Genomic DNA, 17,236 nt, shown 5'->3' on the forward strand with positions numbered 1-17,236 from the left:
GCGAGTTGTTGTTTTTGGATAAAGTTGGGTGATAAATTTTGAGATGAACCTCCTAAACCTAAACGGTAGATCACTTCTTTCGCCGCAATGGAGCGATAATCAAACCCCATTGAGTCGGCATAAAGGGCGCGGGAAGTATCGCATCCATCATTTTTGAGTTATATCTTAGGAGTTTATACCTCACATATTGTTTTGTCAATCAGTGAAATTACGGAACTTTCGTTTCATATTTTTTTGAAGTTTAGGCTCAATCTACCCCTCGTTAGTCGAGCTATTTCACTAAAATATGATCTCTAAAACCCAGAGATAATGGTGCTACCAGTCCGAATCTGATTCATTTCTACAAACCTATTGCCAGCGGCGAACAAAATTACGCAAATTCTCAAAAAATTTTTTATTCATTCTAATTTAGAGGTAATCACCTCAATCGGACGCATGATTCTGTCAATCAGTAAAATTACAGAACTTTAATGGGCTTTTCAAGCTCTGGGAGGGTTTGAAGTCTCAAAACAATCCCCGATAGCGAATAAATAACAAAATCACAGCCCAAGAGCCTAGGGCGACTTTAATTCCGACTAAAATATTCAATACAGGAATTACCCCGCCACTGAATAGATCTCCAAATTGCCCCGGAGGTAACTCCAAACCCGCTAAAGTCATCAGAGATAAAACTATAAAGATTAAAACCGAAACTTTCTCCCAGAACGAAGCTCTATATCGCTGATAAATCCCCATCATCCAATCGGGGGAGGAAGTAATTGCAATTAAACCGATGGCCGTTCCCCCGGCGACTCCGGCGGCAAAACCTCCCCCCGGAGTCAAATGCCCCCTAATCGCTAATTCAATCCCGACTAAGGCACTGATCATCGCTCCCAAACGGGCTAAAACAATTGAAGGTTGATCGCTGAACTGATGGATACTGGCTAAGGGTTTCTCATTGCCGAGGAGAAAATAGACTCCCATGGTCGCGATCGTAAATACCACCACCTCAAAAATCGTATCGTAGAGTCGATTTCTGAGAATAATGGCTGTGACTGCATTAGGAATTCCGCTATCATTCACAATTGATTCCACCCCCGACAAAACTGATGCACTCGATTCTGGATTGGGCAGAATTAAAAACTTAGCATAAATCAGAATTCCAGCGAAAATATAAATCCATTTCATCACTATTTTTCCCCCGATGGTGGTGTCTTAATATAGGTTAAACGAGTTATAGATGCGGAAAGTTGAGGTTCCATAATCTCATATAAACGCTGAATGCGGGTAAGAGTCTCATAGGGTTGAGCGGGTTCGGCTTGAATACAGGTGAGATGAATGTCTTTATCGATTAAAGCCTGTTGTAAACTGTCTTGATCTTGATAGGAAATTAACTCTAACCGCAGATGATATTTGCTGAAAATTTTGCGAAACTCATCTAGGATCGGCTCATTTCCTAGATCTTGGATTACCCCCAAACGCACAACCAAAGAGGAACGCACCGCCACCGCATAGAGGGTAATCGCTAACAGAGTTCCGACTAACCCCTCAGTTAAAGCCACATCTGGCGCACCCAAAACCGTATAGAGTAAGACGGCGATCGCTCCTAATATCCCCCGCACAATCAAAGCCTGATAGGGGTTTGCCTCCAATACCACCATCGCCGCCGCCAAGGGAAGTAAGGCCGTGATAATTTTAATATAGCTATCGTCCATGATCGACCTCGCTACTGGAACAGTAAGCCAAAACATACCCCAAAATAGTATTCCAGATCGCCAGGGAAATTAGGGCGAGAATCAGTAAGGGCCATTCGCGGGGAATTTTCAAGAGTAACCCAGCAATAATAGCCATCGATCCTAGGGTATCGGAGACGGAAAGACTATGGAGTTTGAATAAAATAGATCGGTTTCCCATTAAGGGAATCGTTCCCCAAAACCAAAATAGGAGTCCTATACCGATGAGAAAATAGCCAAATAAATCGATCATTGTTGTTCATTCATCCTTTTTAAAAGGTGAGCTAGTAACATAAATCCGGCGTTGCCAACACTGAGAATAATCACCCCCACAATCCCGATCATCCAGTCATCTCGTAACACTGAGATCACTAAAATCATCACCGATGTTTTAGTGGCAACACTCGCAAAAGCTAACATTTTCTCCCAAACATCATCCTCTTGCCAACAGGCTTCTGATATGGGAATTAATAAGGCAATAATCATGGCAATCAAAACCCAGTTCATCTGGCTCTCCTCCGTCGTACCCAATGGACAGCATACCAACCGTCTTCGTGGTATTTAACAACAATGGTTTTTGGGGTAAAGGTAATCAAAAAGATATCTAAAAAAATCAGTCCCGGTGTCCGCCGAGGTTTGACTTCTTCCCGGGTGATTTCCTCGTAATTATGGGGACGGAAAATCATTTCAAAGGCTTCAGTGTATGCTTGAGGAATGGCGATCACAATTTCATAAAAAACCCATAACCAATCGGTTAAAACCGTTGGCGTTTTACGCAAACCGGGTAAAAGCAAGGCAATTGCCACCCCGATAATAATATTGGTCAGGCTAAAATTGGCTGTTAGTAGAAACCAAATTACTAACCGTAAAATTAGATTCAGATAGCCGATCATGACCACACCATCCAGAATAAAAGAATTAACATCAGACTCATGACTCCCATCAAATGATCAAATTGTTCGATGACCCGGGGGAGTTTAATTGATAACCGTTGAATCCCGAAAACATAGATTAACCAGCCCAGAATAATCGTGATCAGAGGTTTGATAATATTAGCCAGGGTATAAGCCTGATAGTAGACAATATTGGCGCCTACCAAACCCGCTAGGAGTAGAATTATCCCTGGCCAAAAGCCTTTTCTGACTTTATCCTCTCCCCCAAAAGGTAAAAAGATAAATTTGGCAAAGGAGATGGCCGTTCCCAAAGCGGCTATATTCATGGCGATCACTTGCCAAGGTAAAAGATTTTTCATGGTTAACACCTTTGCCCCAAAACCTGACAATAGGGGGAAACCCGATATGGAAAAACTCGCGATCGCCAACGCGATCCAGAGGTGGGTATTCATCGGTTGATGTTTAAGTTCTGAGAAATTTCGACTCGGTAAAGTCCCTGCTATCAAAAATAAAGCGGATTTAACTAAGCCGTGGGTGAGGGCATAAAATCCTCCCACTTCCGGTGCTGCTAAAACAAACCCTAATTGGGAAATGGTATGAAAAGCCAGCATCCGCTTAGTATCCTTTTCAAACATGGCATAGGACACCCCCAGCAAGGCGGTGCCGACTCCAAAGAAACGGACAATGGGATCGATCTCACTAATCATCAGGGCTAAACGCACCAAGGGAAATACCCCGGCTTTGACCACCACCCCAGACATTAAAGCCGATACGGGGGTTTCTGCTTCCGAGTGGGTTAAGGGTAGCCACAACCCAGAGATAAAGATCCCTCCTTTGATTAGTAGTCCTAAAAAAATCAGGGCGACGGCTTCGGGTGGCACACCCTGTAAACCAGTAAAGGCAAAGGAATGATGGGTTTGATAGACTAACACCGCCCCGACTAAATAAAACAGCAGGGCGACGTTACTCACAAACAAATAGCGCAACCCCACCCAAATTGACCGATCGGATCGGGGATAGACAATTAACAAAAAGGTGGCTATTCCAATTACCTCTAATGCCACATATAAACTCATGAAATCCGCGCAGATAAACGCGGCATTCAGGCTACCGTGTAACAGAGTAACTTGGGTATAAAAAAAACTGGTTTTATTGGTATGCCAGCAGTAGAGGATCACTGCTGCGGTGACTAGCCCATTGGTTAAAATAAAATAGCCACTGAGTTGATCAATAATTAAGCTAACCCCGAAATGATCGAGTAACTGTAGATTCAACGGAGACGGATTCAGTAAGGTTTGTAACCCATATCCTATTGAAATAATTGCCATCCCTAGTGCTAAAACTTTATCCAGTTGGGGGAGAAGATAAATTATAAAACCTAGAAAAAAGGGCAGTCCAATCCAAACTAGGGTTAGAGTTGTCATCTTTCTTCCCCCTTGGAGACTCCCACTGAACCTGTAATCAAGTCAGTGGCGAGAGGAAAAAGGGGTAGAGGTTTATGTTGCATACAAATAACCATCTTTTCTGTGAATAAGTGAACAATATTTTTGGTTAATACCTTGTATTAATCCACTAGCTGTTGAGACATTGAAACTGCCTGTTGTACGAACAGCAACTCGCCCAACATAAGTTCCAATTTTCTTGCCAGAGGTAACAATTGCTCTAACAATATCGCCTGTTTGAAAACCTTTCAGGACTTACGCAAATTTGGGGCTGTAACCTTAGATGTAGGGGTAATTCATGAATTACCCCTACTATTGATAGCGGTGATGCGTAAGTCCTGTTAATAAGACTTAGGCTGGTAAACTATCGGCTTCTTTCAAAGCCTCCACTGTATTTGTACTCAAATCAGTGGGGGTTGTTTACGGTGTATTGTTTTTCTCGATCTCGTTAGTTTCCAATGTGGGATTATCCCGGGCGAGTTTCATCACTCCCACTAGCATTAAAGCCTGAATGGAAAGACCGATCACAATTGCTGTTAAAATCACCGCTTGGGGGACGGGATCGGCGTAAGTTGGATTGGGGGTATCTGAAAGAATTGGAGTTAACAAACCATCCCGGGATGCGATCAGCACATAGTAGGCGATCACACCCGTACTCATGACATCCATAGAGATGGTCTTCATCAGCAGGTTTTTTTTCAGAATGATTCCGAAAAATCCACAGAGTATGGTGGCAAACACAAAGGCTTCTAACACGATAATTAACCGGGGGCTAAGGGTTGTTTTTTAAACTTGGCTCTATTAAAGCGAGTCGTTTTTATTTCAACTCTATTAAAATAACACAAATGATTCAGTTTTTAGTCAGGTGAGGACAAATTCAATCATCAATAACTTTTCCCCGCATGGTCTTCAAATGTGAGTGCTTTGTTTTGCTATCCAGACGCCTTCTCTGAGAACTGCGAGTCGGTTTACGAGGTTTACGAGGTTTAGGAAGCGAAATCGCACTTTTAATTAAGTCTTGAAGTCGTTGTAAAGCTTCTTCCCGATTTTGTTCTTGACTACGGTATTCCTGTGCTTTGATAATAATTACCCCTTCTTTACTAATACGTTGATCTTAGAAATTTTTAACATAATTGATCAATAACTTTAGGATAAAATAGCAAAATTAAACACGGTAAGGGAGGATGGCTAAGTCTGTTTTTGGATCGAATAAATGAATTTTTTCCGGTGTTAGCGCTAACCAAATTTTTTCACCCTGTACAAATTCAGTTTCGGCGGGAATTCTGACCTGTAAGGAAAAAGGAAGATTATTTTCTCCGAATAGATGTACCCATAATAATGTTTCATGTCCTAATGCTTCCATCCGATCAACAATTACGGGTAAATTTTTAGTAGCTGGACAACTAACAATTAAATGTTCTGGTCTAATTCCTAAGATTAATTTTTCTTCCTTTTGGCGAGGTAAAACCGTTTGCCAAATATCGGGTAAAGTTAAACGAAATTGAGCATGGGTAATTAATAAAGGAGCGATAAATTTAACCGGGATAAAATTCATTGGAGGAGATCCAATAAACTCGGCTACAAAGCGATTATTAGGACGATTATACAGTTCTAAAGGAGGAGCTACTTGTTGAATTCTGCCTTGATTCATAACAGCAATTCGTGAACCCATTGTCATTGCTTCGACTTGATCATGGGTGACATAAATGGTGGTTGTCCCTAATTTTTTTTGTAATTCTACAATTTGGGCGCGGGTTTCGGTTCTTAATTTTGCATCTAAATTTGATAGGGGTTCATCCATTAAGAAAACCTGGGGATTTCTGGCCATGGCTCGACCTAATGCAACCCGTTGTTTTTGCCCGCCTGATAGTTGTTTGGGATATCGATCTAATAATGATTCAATTTGTAATAATTTGGCAACGGTTAAGACTCTTTCATCTACGGCTTTTTCTCGTTCTGAAAGATAGCGGAAGTTGGAAGGAAGCGATCGCGTTATTCTCACAATAACATCTTCTAACCATAAGGGAGCAAAAATTTGATACTCTCCAAGGGTAAAGGATAATTGTTGATTAGAATGTAAATTAGAGTCTTTTCTGGGAATCATCAAAGGCTGTTTGGGTTCTGTTTCTCGATAGGAACGACGCAACCCAAAGGCTAAGTTATCATAGACTTTTAAGTGAGGATAAAGAGCGTAGTTTTGAAACACCATGGCAATATCTCGCGCTTTGGGGGGTAATTCATTAACTAATTTATCCCCGATATAAATATTACCGCCAGTAATAGTTTCTAAGCCTGCAATTAACCTTAATAGGGTACTTTTTCCACAACCTGACGGCCCCACTAATACCATAAATTCCCCATCAAATATATTCAGATGCACCCGTTTTAAAATAGCTTGACGGGTCAGGGTTGATTCTTGAAGTTCTGATGATTTTGTTTCCTCGGAGGCGGTTTGACGACGAATGGGAAAACTTTTATAAATATTATCTAAAATAACTTCTGCCATTTTAATTTTACCTAATTTTGAATCCAATAAATGATTGTAAATTACAACAATAAACTTTAATTTTACCTGATTTTCCGTAGGAGCGGGTTCTCTCAGATATTGATAACAAACCATTAACTGAATTAAACCCGCCCTTTCTTTAGTGAGTGTGATCCACGCTTACAGACCCTACGACTTGATTGAGATAATTCTCTCATCGGGTTTGAGTTTGAAAATGCGATCACCTGTACTATCTTTTGTGGATAGATTAATTTGATCCGTGGGAACATGAATAATCCGATTATCACTGGTGAACAGATGGATTTGTTGGCGGGGTTTAGCCGGGGCAATTCCTACTAATATATCATTAGGAGATTTAAACTGGATCATGGAAATTCCGATCCCCCCTCGGTTACTTCCCCGCACTAATTCCATCGCAATTCGTTTAATATAACCCTGTTCTGTTACTAATAATAAACTGCCTTTAATTGATAGGGTAACACATCCGATTAAATGTTCTTTTTGTCGTAAGCGAGTGGCTTGGGAACCCTGGGCAACTTTACCCATCGGAGGTAGTTGTTCATCATTAAGATCAAATCGTAAGAGTCGCCCCCCGGAAGTAGCCAAGACTACTTTTTCATCGGCATTAGAAAGGGTAGCAAAAGATAATTCATCGTCATCTTTTAGTTTAACAATGGTACTGCCTCGGTTGGTTAATTCCGCTAATTCTATTAGGGGTAAACGTTTAATTTTCCCCTGTTGAGTTAGGGTAATTAAATCGGTTTTATCGGGAAAAGCTGATAATAGAAATTGAGCAATCATTAAGTCTTGGGGATTAATTGATGTATCTTTATAGGCAGAAGGTGATAATAAGGTAATAATTGGTTTTCCCTTAGACCGATTATTACCCACAGGAATATCCGCTACACTTAAAGGATAAGCTTTTCCAGTTTTCAATACCATGACTAGATTTTGACTGGTTTTAGTATTGTGGGTTTGGGTGATAAAATCATCGGTTTCCTCAATATTAATAGCGGTCTTATTTTCAGTTTGATTCCGTTTGGAATCTGCGGTTTTGGGAGATACTCGCCGAATATAACCGCGATGGGTAATTTCAATTACGGTTTCTTCGTCCACCGGGGGTAAGGGTTGTAATACATCGGGAGGAGATGTCAGTTCTAATATCTTTTCTTTGGATTTTTTAGCGGTTTTATCCTCAGAGGTGATAGTAGTTTGACCTTGGGGATAAATAATTCGAGTGCGTCGTTCATCGCCATATTTTCGTTTGAGCGATCGCAATTCTTTCTTCAAGGATTTTAACAGTTCAGGACGTTCATCTAGTAACCGTCTTAACTGTTCAATATTAGTAGTTAATTGGGTAAATTCTTCCTGTAATTTTTGCCGTTCTAACCCGGTTAATCGACGCATAGGCATGGCTAAAATGGCATCGGATTGAATATCACTAAACCCTAATTGATTTTCTAAGGTTATTTTTGCTGTTGAACCATCGGGGGCATTTCTGAGAATTTCAATCAAACTATCTAAATTTTCTAAAGCTAGTAATAACCCTTCCACTAAATGACAACGCCGTTCGGCGGCTTCTAATTCATGGCGGTATTGACGGGTTAAAGTTTGTTCCCTAAATGATAGAAATTCTTGGAGAATTTGTTTTAAACTTAATTGTCGGGGTTGTCCATTCACGATCGCCAAAAAAATCGCCCCAAACTTGGTCATTAATTCCGTTTGCTGATAGAGATGATGTAACACCACTTCGGGAGAAAATTCCCGTTTTAATTCAATTACAACTCGAATGCCTTCGCGATCACTTTCATCCCTAATATCAGAAATTCCCTCTAATTTTCCCGCATTAACTAACCCGGCAATTTTTTCGATCCAAGCTGCTTTATTCACCTGAAATGGCAATTCCGTGACCACAATAGCATTTTTAGTCCGACGTTTTTGGGCGGTGGGAACTTCTTCCATTTTTGCCACACCCCGCACCACAATACTGCCTTTTCCGTGATGATAAGCTTCAGCAATTCCTTCGGTACTAATAATTTCTCCCCCGGTGGGAAAATCCGGCCCAGGAATCAATTCGATTAATTTTTGTTCGGATAATTCAGGTTGATCAATTAAGGCAATTAGTCCATCGACTACTTCTCCTAAATTATGGGGAGGAATATTAGTCGCCATCCCAACAGCAATTCCCGAAGATCCATTTAACAATAAAAACGGCAGTTGGGCGGGTAAAACCGTGGGTTCCTGTTGAGAATTATCGAAATTACTAATAAAATTAACTGTAGCTTCCCCGACTTGGGAAAGTAACCCTTCATGGCCCACCGCAGCTAAACGGGTTTCGGTGTAACGCATCGCCGCTGGGGGGTCATTATCCACAGACCCGAAGTTGCCATGACCTGCTAATAATGGGTAACGACTAGAAAATTCCTGAACCAGTCTCACCAAGGCATCATAAACCGATTGATCCCCGTGGGGGTGATATTTCCCTAACACATCCCCAACTACCCGCGCACATTTGCGGTAGGGACGGTCGGGAGTTAACCCCAATTCGTGCATCGCGTACAAAATCCGACGATGTACGGGTTTCAACCCATCGCGAACATCGGGTAAAGCTCGGCCAACAATCACACTCATGGCATATTCGAGGTACGATTGTTGCATCTCGGTATGAAGCGATGTGGTGATCACTTGCCCAGAAAAGAGGTTTAACTGTTTAGCCATGAGTTTAGTTGAGTCTACAGCGATAGGGTTCTGATCTTAGATTATGGCGTGATCGGTTGTTTCGATCACGGCTATCTAACAAAGCTCAGGGGATCTGGTTACTTTTTTGAGGATAACCAATTGCGTTCAATTTGACTAAATTCGGTGGGACTAGACATTTTGCCGTTCTCTAAAACCCTGTGTATTGATTATAAGCTCTAGCTTTCAGGTTTCACATATACAGATTTTTGCCGATGTTTTTGCCGATCAGTTCAAAGGGAGATCAATTTCCGCAGCGTTTCTTAGACAAAGGTTTCTGGCATTTACTATCGGGCTATTATTGTCAACCCGTTGAATGGGCGTGGTATGATAACCTTTCGGTACTGGAGAGTGAAAAATAGAGATATTTGGTAAATCTATTTGAATAGTATATCGGGTGGGAGACTCAGATGAAGACCGTTCTGATTGTAGAAGACGATCAGGTTAATGCTCGTGTTTTTTCAAAAATCTTGACAAAACGGGGTGGATTAGCCGTTAAACACACGGAAAACGTGGAAGAAGTGCTGGAGATTGCTCGCACAGGGGAGGCGGACTTGATTTTGATGGATGTTTCCCTGGCGCACAGTGTCTATCAAGGAAAAGCAGTTGATGGAATTAAAATTACACAACTCCTGAAAGCTGACCCCGCTACCGCGAAACTGCCGATTATTTTAGTAACGGCCCATGCCATGGCCGGAGATCGGGAGGATTTTATGGCTCAAAGTGGAGCCGATGACTATATCTCTAAACCTGTGATTGATCATCAAAAGTTCGTGGATAAGATTAAATCCTTGATGCCACCAGAGAAGTGAGCCGCCTTTTTTAACCATACCTGCGGCTTTGTACTCCTAAGATTTTGGGATGATCGAGATCCTTGAGATTATGGACTAGGGGGCGTTGGTTGAGTATCTTTAACTTGAGTTAGCACCTTTTGGATTTGGGGATTGGCTAGAAATTTTTGGGTATCCTTGATTAAGCGATCGCCCCAAAGATTTTCTTTAAGATAATCAGAGTCGGCATAACGGCCATCAAGACGTAAAGCCGTTTCTCCTAAAGATAGGGCCTCTTGAGCCTCTCCTTTAGTGTACAGGGCAACGGCTAAGGCCAATAGGGGTTCGGCGGCTTTGGTATCAATCTTAATCGCCTGTCTCCATTTACTGATGGCGGTATCAATTTCTCCCTGTTCATACTTGACTAAGCCCACATTATTAATGGCTGGCCAAAGACTACTTTCTTGGGCAAAGGCTTGCTCGTATTGTAAAACTGCCTGATCTAACCGCCCCAATTTATAATAGGCATTGCCTAAATCAAATAACGCCCCCGGAACCTTGGGGTCAAGTTTCAAGGCTGCTTCTAGGGATTGAACGGATTTTTGATAGTCCCCTTTTTTGAAGTAGGCTTCCCCTAAAATAAACTGAATCCCCGGGTCTTTGGGTTCTAAGGTTTTGGCTTTTTGTAAGAATTCAATCCCTTTATCGAGTTCGTCTAATTGCAGATATAAACTGCCCAACAAGGCCCAGGCTTGGTAATTATCAGGAGCTAGTTGAGTGGCGAGTTCTGCCCGGGGTAAAGCTAATTGATATTGTTGAAATCGCGTTAACTGAGCCGCTTCTTCGAGCAACCCTAATCCCGTTTGTTGGAGTTGTTCTGAGTCTAGGGTGGGGGTATAGGGAATCAGGGCTTGTCCCATGGCTGATTTAGCGACATTCCACAAACTGAAAGTAAGAATCACGGACAGAATCAGGGTTCGATTTCGCACAGTAAGAGTTAACCTAAATTTTTTAATATTTTGCGAGTTCTATTGATCTTACACGAACTTGAGTCAATTGCTTAAATAAAGGGTAATAAAATCTCAAATTCCTTACCCATTCCTGGCTGCGATCGCAATTTTAATTGTCCGCCATGTTTGGCGGTGACAATATGATAACTCAGGGATAAAACGGTGAAAAACCAACGGGGTGGAAAGCATCTGGAAACAGAATTAGATTAAACCAATTCTGTCCGCAGAATCTCAGCGTCTTCAGACCTGAGAGTGTCAACTATATAAATCCTTGATGTGATTCTACGCCATCACCATTCCCCCATCCACATTAAACACTTGACCCGTAATATAAGCCGCCGCCGGGTCTGCTGCTAAAAACCGAATCATGCCCGCCACTTCTTCCGGTTGACCGTAACGACCCAAGGGAATAAATTTGAGAATTTCTTCCGTATTTTTTAACTCTTTGGTCATATCCGTTGCAATAAATCCAGGCGCCACCGCATTCACCGTTATCCCGCGACTTGCTAATTCTTTTGCCACGGTTTTTGTAAATCCAATTACCCCCGCTTTTGCCGCACTATAATTAGCTTGACCAGGGTTGCCCATTTGTCCTGCAACGGAGGTAATATTAATAATTCGTCCTGACTTTTGTTTGAGCATTATTTTACTAGCCAGACGAGTACAAAGAAACACCCCGGTTAAATTCAAATCAATTACCGCTTGCCAGTCTTCCGGCTTCATTCTTATTAGTAAAGTATCACAAGTAATCCCGGCATTATTCACTAAAATATCAACTTTATTCCAAGTTTCTGTGACTTTGTTAAACAAGATATCAACTTGATCCGCTTTTGATACATCCGCCTGGAGTGCGATCGCTTCACCGCCCGCTTGGATGATTTCAGTCACCACTGCATCCGCCGCCGTTGAAGAACTGGCATAATTAACCACAATCTTTGCGCCTTCGGCAGCTAAGGCTAAGGCCGCAGCGCGACCAATACCCCGTGACCCGCCTGTAATAATTGCTACTCGTCCATTTAAGTGTTGTAAACTTTCAGGTAAACGTTCCATTTTGTAGTTTCTCCAACTATTATTCTCAAAACTCATCATCTCAGATTTGAGCAAATTCAGAGAAACCGAGTTGCTAAAGAATAGTTATAATTGAAGTACAAAACTTTTAGCTTATGAACTATGGCCGTTAAACAAACCTTTAATAACTTTCAAGAACTCCTCACCCATTCTGAAGTTCCGGTGTTAGTAGATTTTTACGCAACTTGGTGTGGCCCTTGCCAAATGATGACACCGATTTTAGAAGAAGTTAATCAAGAAATGAATCAACAAATCCAAATTGTGAAAATTGATAGTGATAAATACCCTGAACTTGCCTCTCAATATAATATTATGGCTTTACCGACATTAATTTTATTTAAAAAAGGTCAACCCGTTGGGCGCCATGAAGGAGTATTGCGATCGCCTGAACTAATTAAATGGGTGTATGGTTTACTTTAATAATATTAACCACAAAGACACAAAGTTTTTCTTAGTGTCTTCGTGTCTTTGTGTTTCTAAATAATTCTGTCTTTGTCCTAACCACCAAGTACGACTGCTATATTAGTCAATCTGAATTGATTGGGGGCCACCAGAATTTCCATTATTATTGTTAGAGTCCGAAGAACTCGATGCCGTAGTTCCGCCCTGTTTCTCGATCCAAGTTTTAATCGGATCATCGTTGAGGCTTAATTTTAATAAACCTGAGACAAACCCTCCCAAAAAGGCAATGGGTTCACGGGTTAATTCTTCTAAAATAGGTTTGAGTTCATCCATAATGAATCAAGATTCTCCTTAACTTGGCGATCGCAATAAATCCTCTTGAATTTTAGCGCGTTTAACAGAATTTGGCTGTTTAATAATTATTGGAACCTTCCGAATATCCACTTTCAGGAGAAGCACCCTCGGAATATCCCTCAGAAGATGTACTCTCGGAATATCCGCCAGAATATCCATCGCCATTACTGTAGGAATTACTATAGGAGTCATTATTTTCTGAATAACCACTATCATAATTTTCGGAATTGCTGGCGTAACTACCATCGTTATTAGCAGCTTGAGCTGGATCACCAGGATCACCATCTTCAATTGCTACTTTTGACCCGGTTTCTATACTATTGGGTTGATGGGCCTTAGCTTTAATACTGCCTTTTCGTCCTTCTAATTCAGGTAGTTTAGGGAACTTTTGAACTGGCATTCCCTCCACAACTTTCCGCATAAATTCCCCCCAACTATAGGCGGCACTACTACTAGCGCCCCAAGTCGGATCATTATTATCATTCCCTAACCAAATTCCGGTTACGGCTTGGGGAATATAACCAATAAACCATAAATCCCTGGCTTCTTCAGAGGTTCCGGTTTTACCCGCCACCTGTCGATCCGATAAAGCAGCCGGGCCTCCGGTTCCCGCATTCACTACCCCTTCTAACATCCAAGTAGTGATGGCGGCACTGTTTTTATCTAAAACGGGTTTGGGTTTAAATTCAGCTTCATAAATAATATTTCCCTGTTTATCTAAAACCCGACGAATACCATGGGCCGGAATATAACTGCCTTGATCGGCTAAGGTTGCATAAGCATTAGTTAACTCTAATAAATTAACTTCATAGGCTCCTAAAGCCATAGCATAGGTTGGTTTTAAGGGAGATTTAATTCCCATATCTTTTGCCATTTTCATAGCGGGTTCAAACCCAACATCTACTAATACTTTAACCGCAATTACATTCACAGAACGGCTTAAAGCATCGGACATCGACATCCATCCAGAATGCTTATTCCCATAATTTCTAGGACGGTAGCCATCAACCTTATAGGGTTCGTCTAAATAGCTATCATAGGGGGAGAAACCCGCCCCAACTGCTGTTGCATAAACTAATCCTTTAAAGGTTGATCCCGGTTGTCTTTGAGCTTGAGTAACACGATTAAATTCGCTATCTTTATATTGATATCCCCCCACCATAGCTTTAACTTCTCCGGTTTTTGGTTCAATGGAAACTAAAGCCGCTTGACCAAAATTTGAACCCGCACCATCAATTTCCACCGCATCTTTAATAGTTTTTTCTGCTGCTTCTTGCCATTTCACATCTAAACTGGTTTCAACTGTTAACCCACCCGCTTCGATGGCTTCTTTAGAAACATATTGGGGGAGTTCTTTTAAAACATAACTCGAAAAATAAGGAGCTTTAACTAATAAACGTTTAGGTTGACTGGGTTTAAGAGTCAGGGGTTCTTGTATCGCCGCTTCCGCTTCGGCTGCGGTAATTACCCCAGCATCCTGCATTCTTTGTAAAACAATATTGCGCCTTTTTTTGGCCGCTTCTGGATTTTCCAAAGGAGAATATTGACTCGGTGCGGGGGGTAAACCCGCTAACATTGCCATTTCCGACAAAGTTAATTCGTTCACGGGTTTACTAAAATAAACAGAAGCCGCATCCGCGACCCCATAAGCACCCGAACCCAGATAAACTAAATTCAAATAGCGTTCTAATATATCATCTTTACTAATTTGATCTTCAATTTTCCAAGATACCATTGCCTCTTTAAGTTTTCGAATTAAGCTATGTTCTTGATTCAAATAAACAATTCTAGCTAACTGTTGGGTGATGGTACTTCCTCCTTCCACCACTCCCCCGGCTAATATATTAGAGCCAACGGCGCGAATAATTCCTTGATAGTCCACCCCATCATGGTCATAGAAACGAATATCTTCAGTGGAAATAAAAGCTTGCGCCAGTTTTTCGGGAATTTGTTTGAGGCGGAGTTTCTCCCTAGTTGCTGGCCCGGTTTGCATTAAAATATCACTGTTATTAGCCTTAATCGTAATTGTACCATCACGATTAAAGGAGGCTATTCCACTAACGGAGACGGGGGGAAGACTTTGATCCACAAGATACCATTGCCAAGCACCATAACCCAAGGCTCCACCGCCCACACTGAGCACTCCAATTCCGATCCATACCTTCGGACGGCGATACCAACGTTTCCCCGCAGGATTTTCATGGGTGAAACCCTGACGCAGTTTAACCCATTTTGAATTGATCCGATTCAGAGCCTGATGATACCAAGTTACAGCTTGGGGGTTTGACTCAGAAGCGGTTTCCGCAGAAACCTGATCGGGTTCTACTTCCGTCGTCATCACGGGTGATGTCAAAACGGATTGGGTTGAAACCACCCCAGAAGTATTTTCCGGGTAGGTTTCTGACTCTAAGGAGTCCGTTTTGGTTATGGATGGTAATTGAGATTCTTCCATTGGTTCGGACAAATGGTTAGTTTAATTGAGCATTCGACAGTATATTCTAGGATAGCCCAGGGTAGGGCCAACTTTCCTGAATAGTTAGCAGTCGAATCGGTGATCTCGCCAAAAATCAAGGTTTTTTCCTTGATCCCCGGCTTCACACCTGGATAGGAAACAGGCGGTTTTGTCGGAAATTAACCTATAATCGCCGCGTGACCTATAGCCAAACCCACAACCAGCATTCCTAAGACTAGAAACGGTTGGGCGCTTGCTTGATATTTAACATCATTTTCTACAGGATTGCGTAGAAAATACATATCTTGGAAGGTGATTTGGGGAATAATCATCAGTAAAAGCACCGTAGCATATAGGTTTTGCTTGATACTAACTAAATAAACCGCCATCCCCGCTTGGAAAATATCAATCATTAAAACACAAATCCAGGCCGCCGTCGTGATCCCAAACATCACTGGCAGGGATTGTAACCCCAATTGGCGATCGCCTTCCACACTTTTAAAGTCATTAACAATGGCAATTCCTAACCCAGCTAAACTATAAAATAGGGTTAATACCATCAAGGTCGGGGTGAGTTCTCCAAATAACGCATGACCCGCCCACCAAGGTAAAGCAATATAACTCGCCCCTAGTGCGTAATTTCCTAACCAGCCATTTTGCTTGAGTTTGAGGGGAGGTGCAGAATAAATATAGGAGACAAACGCCCCACCGAGACATAAAACCGTAATTATGGGAAATTTATGGCCCGCCCAAGTATCTAACAGGTAGGAAATTCCAATTCCTAAGCCTAACAATAGTAAAATTTGGGTGACAACTTGGGGAATGGAAATCACCCCAGAAGGGATCGGGCGATAGGGCTCATTAATGGTGTCCAATTCCCGATCGTAAAAATCATTCATGGTCTGGGTGTAACCCGTCATTAATGGCCCAGACATTAACATACAAGTCACCACCTTTAACACATCTTCCACTGACCAACTAAAGTGTCCCGATGAAGCCGCACCACAAACCACCCCCCAAATTAAAGGTATCCAGGTGATCGGTTTCATCAATTGGAGGCGAATTTTCCAGATAGATGTTTCTCCCGACGACGCTCCTTTCATCCCTAAAAGTTGTCGGGTTTTAGCACTGCGCTCTGAATTCGCTTCTTTTGTTAATTCTTCTGAAGGTTGAGACGATGGAGTATCCGACATGATCCTTTGTAAGTTTGTGTTTTGAGTATCTGCAATACAAAAGTTAACATGAATCAGTCGCAAACTAGATTTTTAATCAATAGCAAAGTTGGGTTTTTATTGATTTCACACGGAATTGGTATTACGGCTATTTTAGTTCCCTTGTCGGTTTTTGGCCTTTTGAGACGGGGCTATCAACTCCCTGATTTGATGGTTTCGTTGATGCCCATATTATGAGACAATTAGATGTTAACTCCTAACGGAAAAAGGTTTAACAAAACAATATGGTAGCTAAAATTCAGTTTTCAAGAGGGATTGATGAAGATGTAATTCCTGATGTTCGCTTAACTCGTTCACGGGATGAGAGTCAAGGAACAGCAAAATTTTATTTTCTCAATCCTAAAGCCTTAGCGGATGATTCCACCCAGGAAATTACAGGAATGTACATGATTGATGATGATGGGGAAATTGTCACTCGAGAGGTTAACGCTAAATTTATTAATGGAAAACCTACGGAAATTGAGGCAATTCATTTAATGAAATCTCCTGAAGAATGGGAGCGTTTCATGTTGTTTATGGAACGTTATGCGAAAGCCAAAGGATTAGAATTTAGTAAATCCTAATTCAGTCATCATTCAGTCATCAGTTATCAGTTATCAGTTATCAGTTATCAGTTATCAGTTATCAGTTATCAGTTATCAGTTATCAGTATAAGAGTT

General features: G+C 41.6%; 18 protein-coding genes and 1 pseudogene. 3 read left to right on the forward strand and 16 right to left on the reverse strand.

The features are described from left to right. Positions 1-504: 504 nt before the first annotated feature. From NMG88_RS13320 to gyrA, 11 genes and pseudogenes are all read right to left on the reverse strand, one after another. A complete protein-coding gene (locus NMG88_RS13320) occupies positions 505-1,167 on the reverse strand; it encodes a Na(+)/H(+) antiporter subunit B (protein WP_235765861.1) in 663 nt (220 codons plus the stop codon). 2 nt (positions 1,168-1,169) lie between these two features. Then, positions 1,170-1,694, reverse strand: coding sequence for a DUF4040 domain-containing protein (locus NMG88_RS13325; protein ID WP_227381490.1), 525 nt, complete (start codon positions 1,692-1,694; stop codon positions 1,170-1,172). After that, complete coding sequence (locus tag NMG88_RS13330) at positions 1,684-1,965, reverse strand: monovalent cation/H(+) antiporter subunit G (protein ID WP_083619431.1); 282 nt, start codon at positions 1,963-1,965, stop codon at positions 1,684-1,686. The genes NMG88_RS13325 and NMG88_RS13330 overlap by 11 nt, the downstream gene beginning before the upstream one ends. Beyond that, complete coding sequence (locus tag NMG88_RS13335; protein ID WP_227365388.1) at positions 1,962-2,219, reverse strand: hypothetical protein; 258 nt, start codon at positions 2,217-2,219, stop codon at positions 1,962-1,964. Before NMG88_RS13335 ends, NMG88_RS13330 begins: the two co-directional genes overlap by 4 nt. Beyond that, positions 2,216-2,605, reverse strand: coding sequence for a Na+/H+ antiporter subunit E (locus NMG88_RS13340; protein WP_227381491.1), 390 nt, complete (start codon positions 2,603-2,605; stop codon positions 2,216-2,218). The genes NMG88_RS13335 and NMG88_RS13340 overlap by 4 nt, the downstream gene beginning before the upstream one ends. Beyond that, the gene (locus NMG88_RS13345) at positions 2,602-4,029 is read right to left on the reverse strand and encodes a cation:proton antiporter (protein ID WP_227397629.1); all 1,428 of its coding nucleotides are present in this window, start codon (positions 4,027-4,029) and stop codon (positions 2,602-2,604) included. Before NMG88_RS13345 ends, NMG88_RS13340 begins: the two co-directional genes overlap by 4 nt. 72 nt (positions 4,030-4,101) lie before the next feature. After that, positions 4,102-4,296, reverse strand: a pseudogene (locus NMG88_RS13350) (RNA-guided endonuclease IscB); the annotation flags it as partial. A gap of 171 nt (positions 4,297-4,467) precedes the next feature. Beyond that, a complete protein-coding gene (locus NMG88_RS13355; protein WP_254035518.1) occupies positions 4,468-4,803 on the reverse strand; it encodes a cation:proton antiporter subunit C in 336 nt (111 codons plus the stop codon). A gap of 121 nt (positions 4,804-4,924) precedes the next feature. Then, on the reverse strand, positions 4,925-5,152 hold the full coding sequence (locus NMG88_RS13360) for an aminoacyl-tRNA hydrolase (RefSeq protein ID WP_227366464.1): 228 nt from the start codon (positions 5,150-5,152) through the stop codon (positions 4,925-4,927). A gap of 60 nt (positions 5,153-5,212) precedes the next feature. Beyond that, positions 5,213-6,553 (reverse strand): ABC transporter ATP-binding protein, encoded by a 1,341-nt coding sequence (locus NMG88_RS13365; protein ID WP_227397628.1) that lies wholly within the window; start codon positions 6,551-6,553, stop codon positions 5,213-5,215. Between the two features lie 168 nt (positions 6,554-6,721). Next, on the reverse strand, positions 6,722-9,271 hold the full coding sequence (gene gyrA, locus NMG88_RS13370; protein WP_227350777.1) for a DNA topoisomerase (ATP-hydrolyzing) subunit A: 2,550 nt from the start codon (positions 9,269-9,271) through the stop codon (positions 6,722-6,724). 428 nt (positions 9,272-9,699) lie between these two features. Here gyrA and NMG88_RS13375 point away from each other — a divergent pair, with 428 nt between their 5' ends. After that, positions 9,700-10,101: a response regulator gene (locus NMG88_RS13375; RefSeq protein WP_042154763.1), complete on the forward strand. Its 402-nt coding sequence runs from the start codon at positions 9,700-9,702 to the stop codon at positions 10,099-10,101. Between the two features lie 68 nt (positions 10,102-10,169). Here NMG88_RS13375 and NMG88_RS13380 read toward each other — a convergent pair whose 3' ends face one another. Next, positions 10,170-11,048, reverse strand: coding sequence for a tetratricopeptide repeat protein (locus NMG88_RS13380; protein WP_227350776.1), 879 nt, complete (start codon positions 11,046-11,048; stop codon positions 10,170-10,172). Between the two features lie 303 nt (positions 11,049-11,351). Continuing rightward, positions 11,352-12,119 carry a 3-oxoacyl-[acyl-carrier-protein] reductase gene (gene fabG, locus NMG88_RS13385; RefSeq protein WP_042154758.1) on the reverse strand — a complete coding sequence of 256 codons (768 nt, stop codon included), beginning with the start codon at positions 12,117-12,119 and terminating at the stop codon, positions 11,352-11,354. Between the two features lie 120 nt (positions 12,120-12,239). Here fabG and trxA point away from each other — a divergent pair, with 120 nt between their 5' ends. Then, positions 12,240-12,557, forward strand: coding sequence for a thioredoxin (gene trxA, locus NMG88_RS13390; protein ID WP_042154756.1), 318 nt, complete (start codon positions 12,240-12,242; stop codon positions 12,555-12,557). Between the two features lie 102 nt (positions 12,558-12,659). Here trxA and NMG88_RS13395 read toward each other — a convergent pair whose 3' ends face one another. The 3 genes from NMG88_RS13395 to chlG form a co-directional block, all read right to left on the reverse strand. Next, entirely contained in the window at positions 12,660-12,872 is a 213-nt protein-coding gene (locus NMG88_RS13395; protein ID WP_026795232.1) for a ssl0294 family protein, read from the reverse strand. A 79-nt stretch (positions 12,873-12,951) separates the two neighbouring features. Then, positions 12,952-15,345, reverse strand: coding sequence for a transglycosylase domain-containing protein (locus NMG88_RS13400; RefSeq protein ID WP_052369594.1), 2,394 nt, complete (start codon positions 15,343-15,345; stop codon positions 12,952-12,954). 179 nt (positions 15,346-15,524) lie between these two features. Next, positions 15,525-16,538 carry a chlorophyll synthase ChlG gene (gene chlG / locus NMG88_RS13405; protein WP_254035519.1) on the reverse strand — a complete coding sequence of 338 codons (1,014 nt, stop codon included), beginning with the start codon at positions 16,536-16,538 and terminating at the stop codon, positions 15,525-15,527. A gap of 263 nt (positions 16,539-16,801) precedes the next feature. On the opposite strand from chlG, the gene psb28 reads away from it, so the two are divergent. Further along, a complete protein-coding gene (gene psb28 / locus NMG88_RS13410) occupies positions 16,802-17,140 on the forward strand; it encodes a photosystem II reaction center protein Psb28 (RefSeq protein WP_026795233.1) in 339 nt (112 codons plus the stop codon). Positions 17,141-17,236 lie beyond the last annotated feature (96 nt).

Origin of the sequence: Planktothrix agardhii, from assembly GCF_904830935.1 — a bacterium.
Lineage (GTDB): Bacteria > Cyanobacteriota > Cyanobacteriia > Cyanobacteriales > Microcoleaceae > Planktothrix > Planktothrix agardhii.

Coding starts and splice junctions, on each gene's coding strand:
- NMG88_RS13320 (WP_235765861.1), bottom strand. CDS start 1,167: ATGAAATGGATTTATATTTTCGCTGGAATTCTGATTTATGCTAAGTTT.
- NMG88_RS13340 (WP_227381491.1), bottom strand. CDS start 2,605: ATGATCGGCTATCTGAATCTAATTTTACGGTTAGTAATTTGGTTTCTA.
- NMG88_RS13365 (WP_227397628.1), bottom strand. CDS start 6,553: ATGGCAGAAGTTATTTTAGATAATATTTATAAAAGTTTTCCCATTCGT.
- fabG (WP_042154758.1), bottom strand. CDS start 12,119: ATGGAACGTTTACCTGAAAGTTTACAACACTTAAATGGACGAGTAGCA.
- NMG88_RS13330 (WP_083619431.1), bottom strand. CDS start 1,965: ATGATCGATTTATTTGGCTATTTTCTCATCGGTATAGGACTCCTATTT.
- NMG88_RS13375 (WP_042154763.1), top strand. CDS start 9,700: ATGAAGACCGTTCTGATTGTAGAAGACGATCAGGTTAATGCTCGTGTT.
- chlG (WP_254035519.1), bottom strand. CDS start 16,538: ATGTCGGATACTCCATCGTCTCAACCTTCAGAAGAATTAACAAAAGAA.
- gyrA (WP_227350777.1), bottom strand. CDS start 9,271: ATGGCTAAACAGTTAAACCTCTTTTCTGGGCAAGTGATCACCACATCG.
- NMG88_RS13325 (WP_227381490.1), bottom strand. CDS start 1,694: ATGGACGATAGCTATATTAAAATTATCACGGCCTTACTTCCCTTGGCG.
- NMG88_RS13335 (WP_227365388.1), bottom strand. CDS start 2,219: ATGAACTGGGTTTTGATTGCCATGATTATTGCCTTATTAATTCCCATA.
- NMG88_RS13400 (WP_052369594.1), bottom strand. CDS start 15,345: ATGGAAGAATCTCAATTACCATCCATAACCAAAACGGACTCCTTAGAG.
- trxA (WP_042154756.1), top strand. CDS start 12,240: ATGGCCGTTAAACAAACCTTTAATAACTTTCAAGAACTCCTCACCCAT.
- NMG88_RS13395 (WP_026795232.1), bottom strand. CDS start 12,872: ATGGATGAACTCAAACCTATTTTAGAAGAATTAACCCGTGAACCCATT.
- psb28 (WP_026795233.1), top strand. CDS start 16,802: ATGGTAGCTAAAATTCAGTTTTCAAGAGGGATTGATGAAGATGTAATT.
- NMG88_RS13345 (WP_227397629.1), bottom strand. CDS start 4,029: ATGACAACTCTAACCCTAGTTTGGATTGGACTGCCCTTTTTTCTAGGT.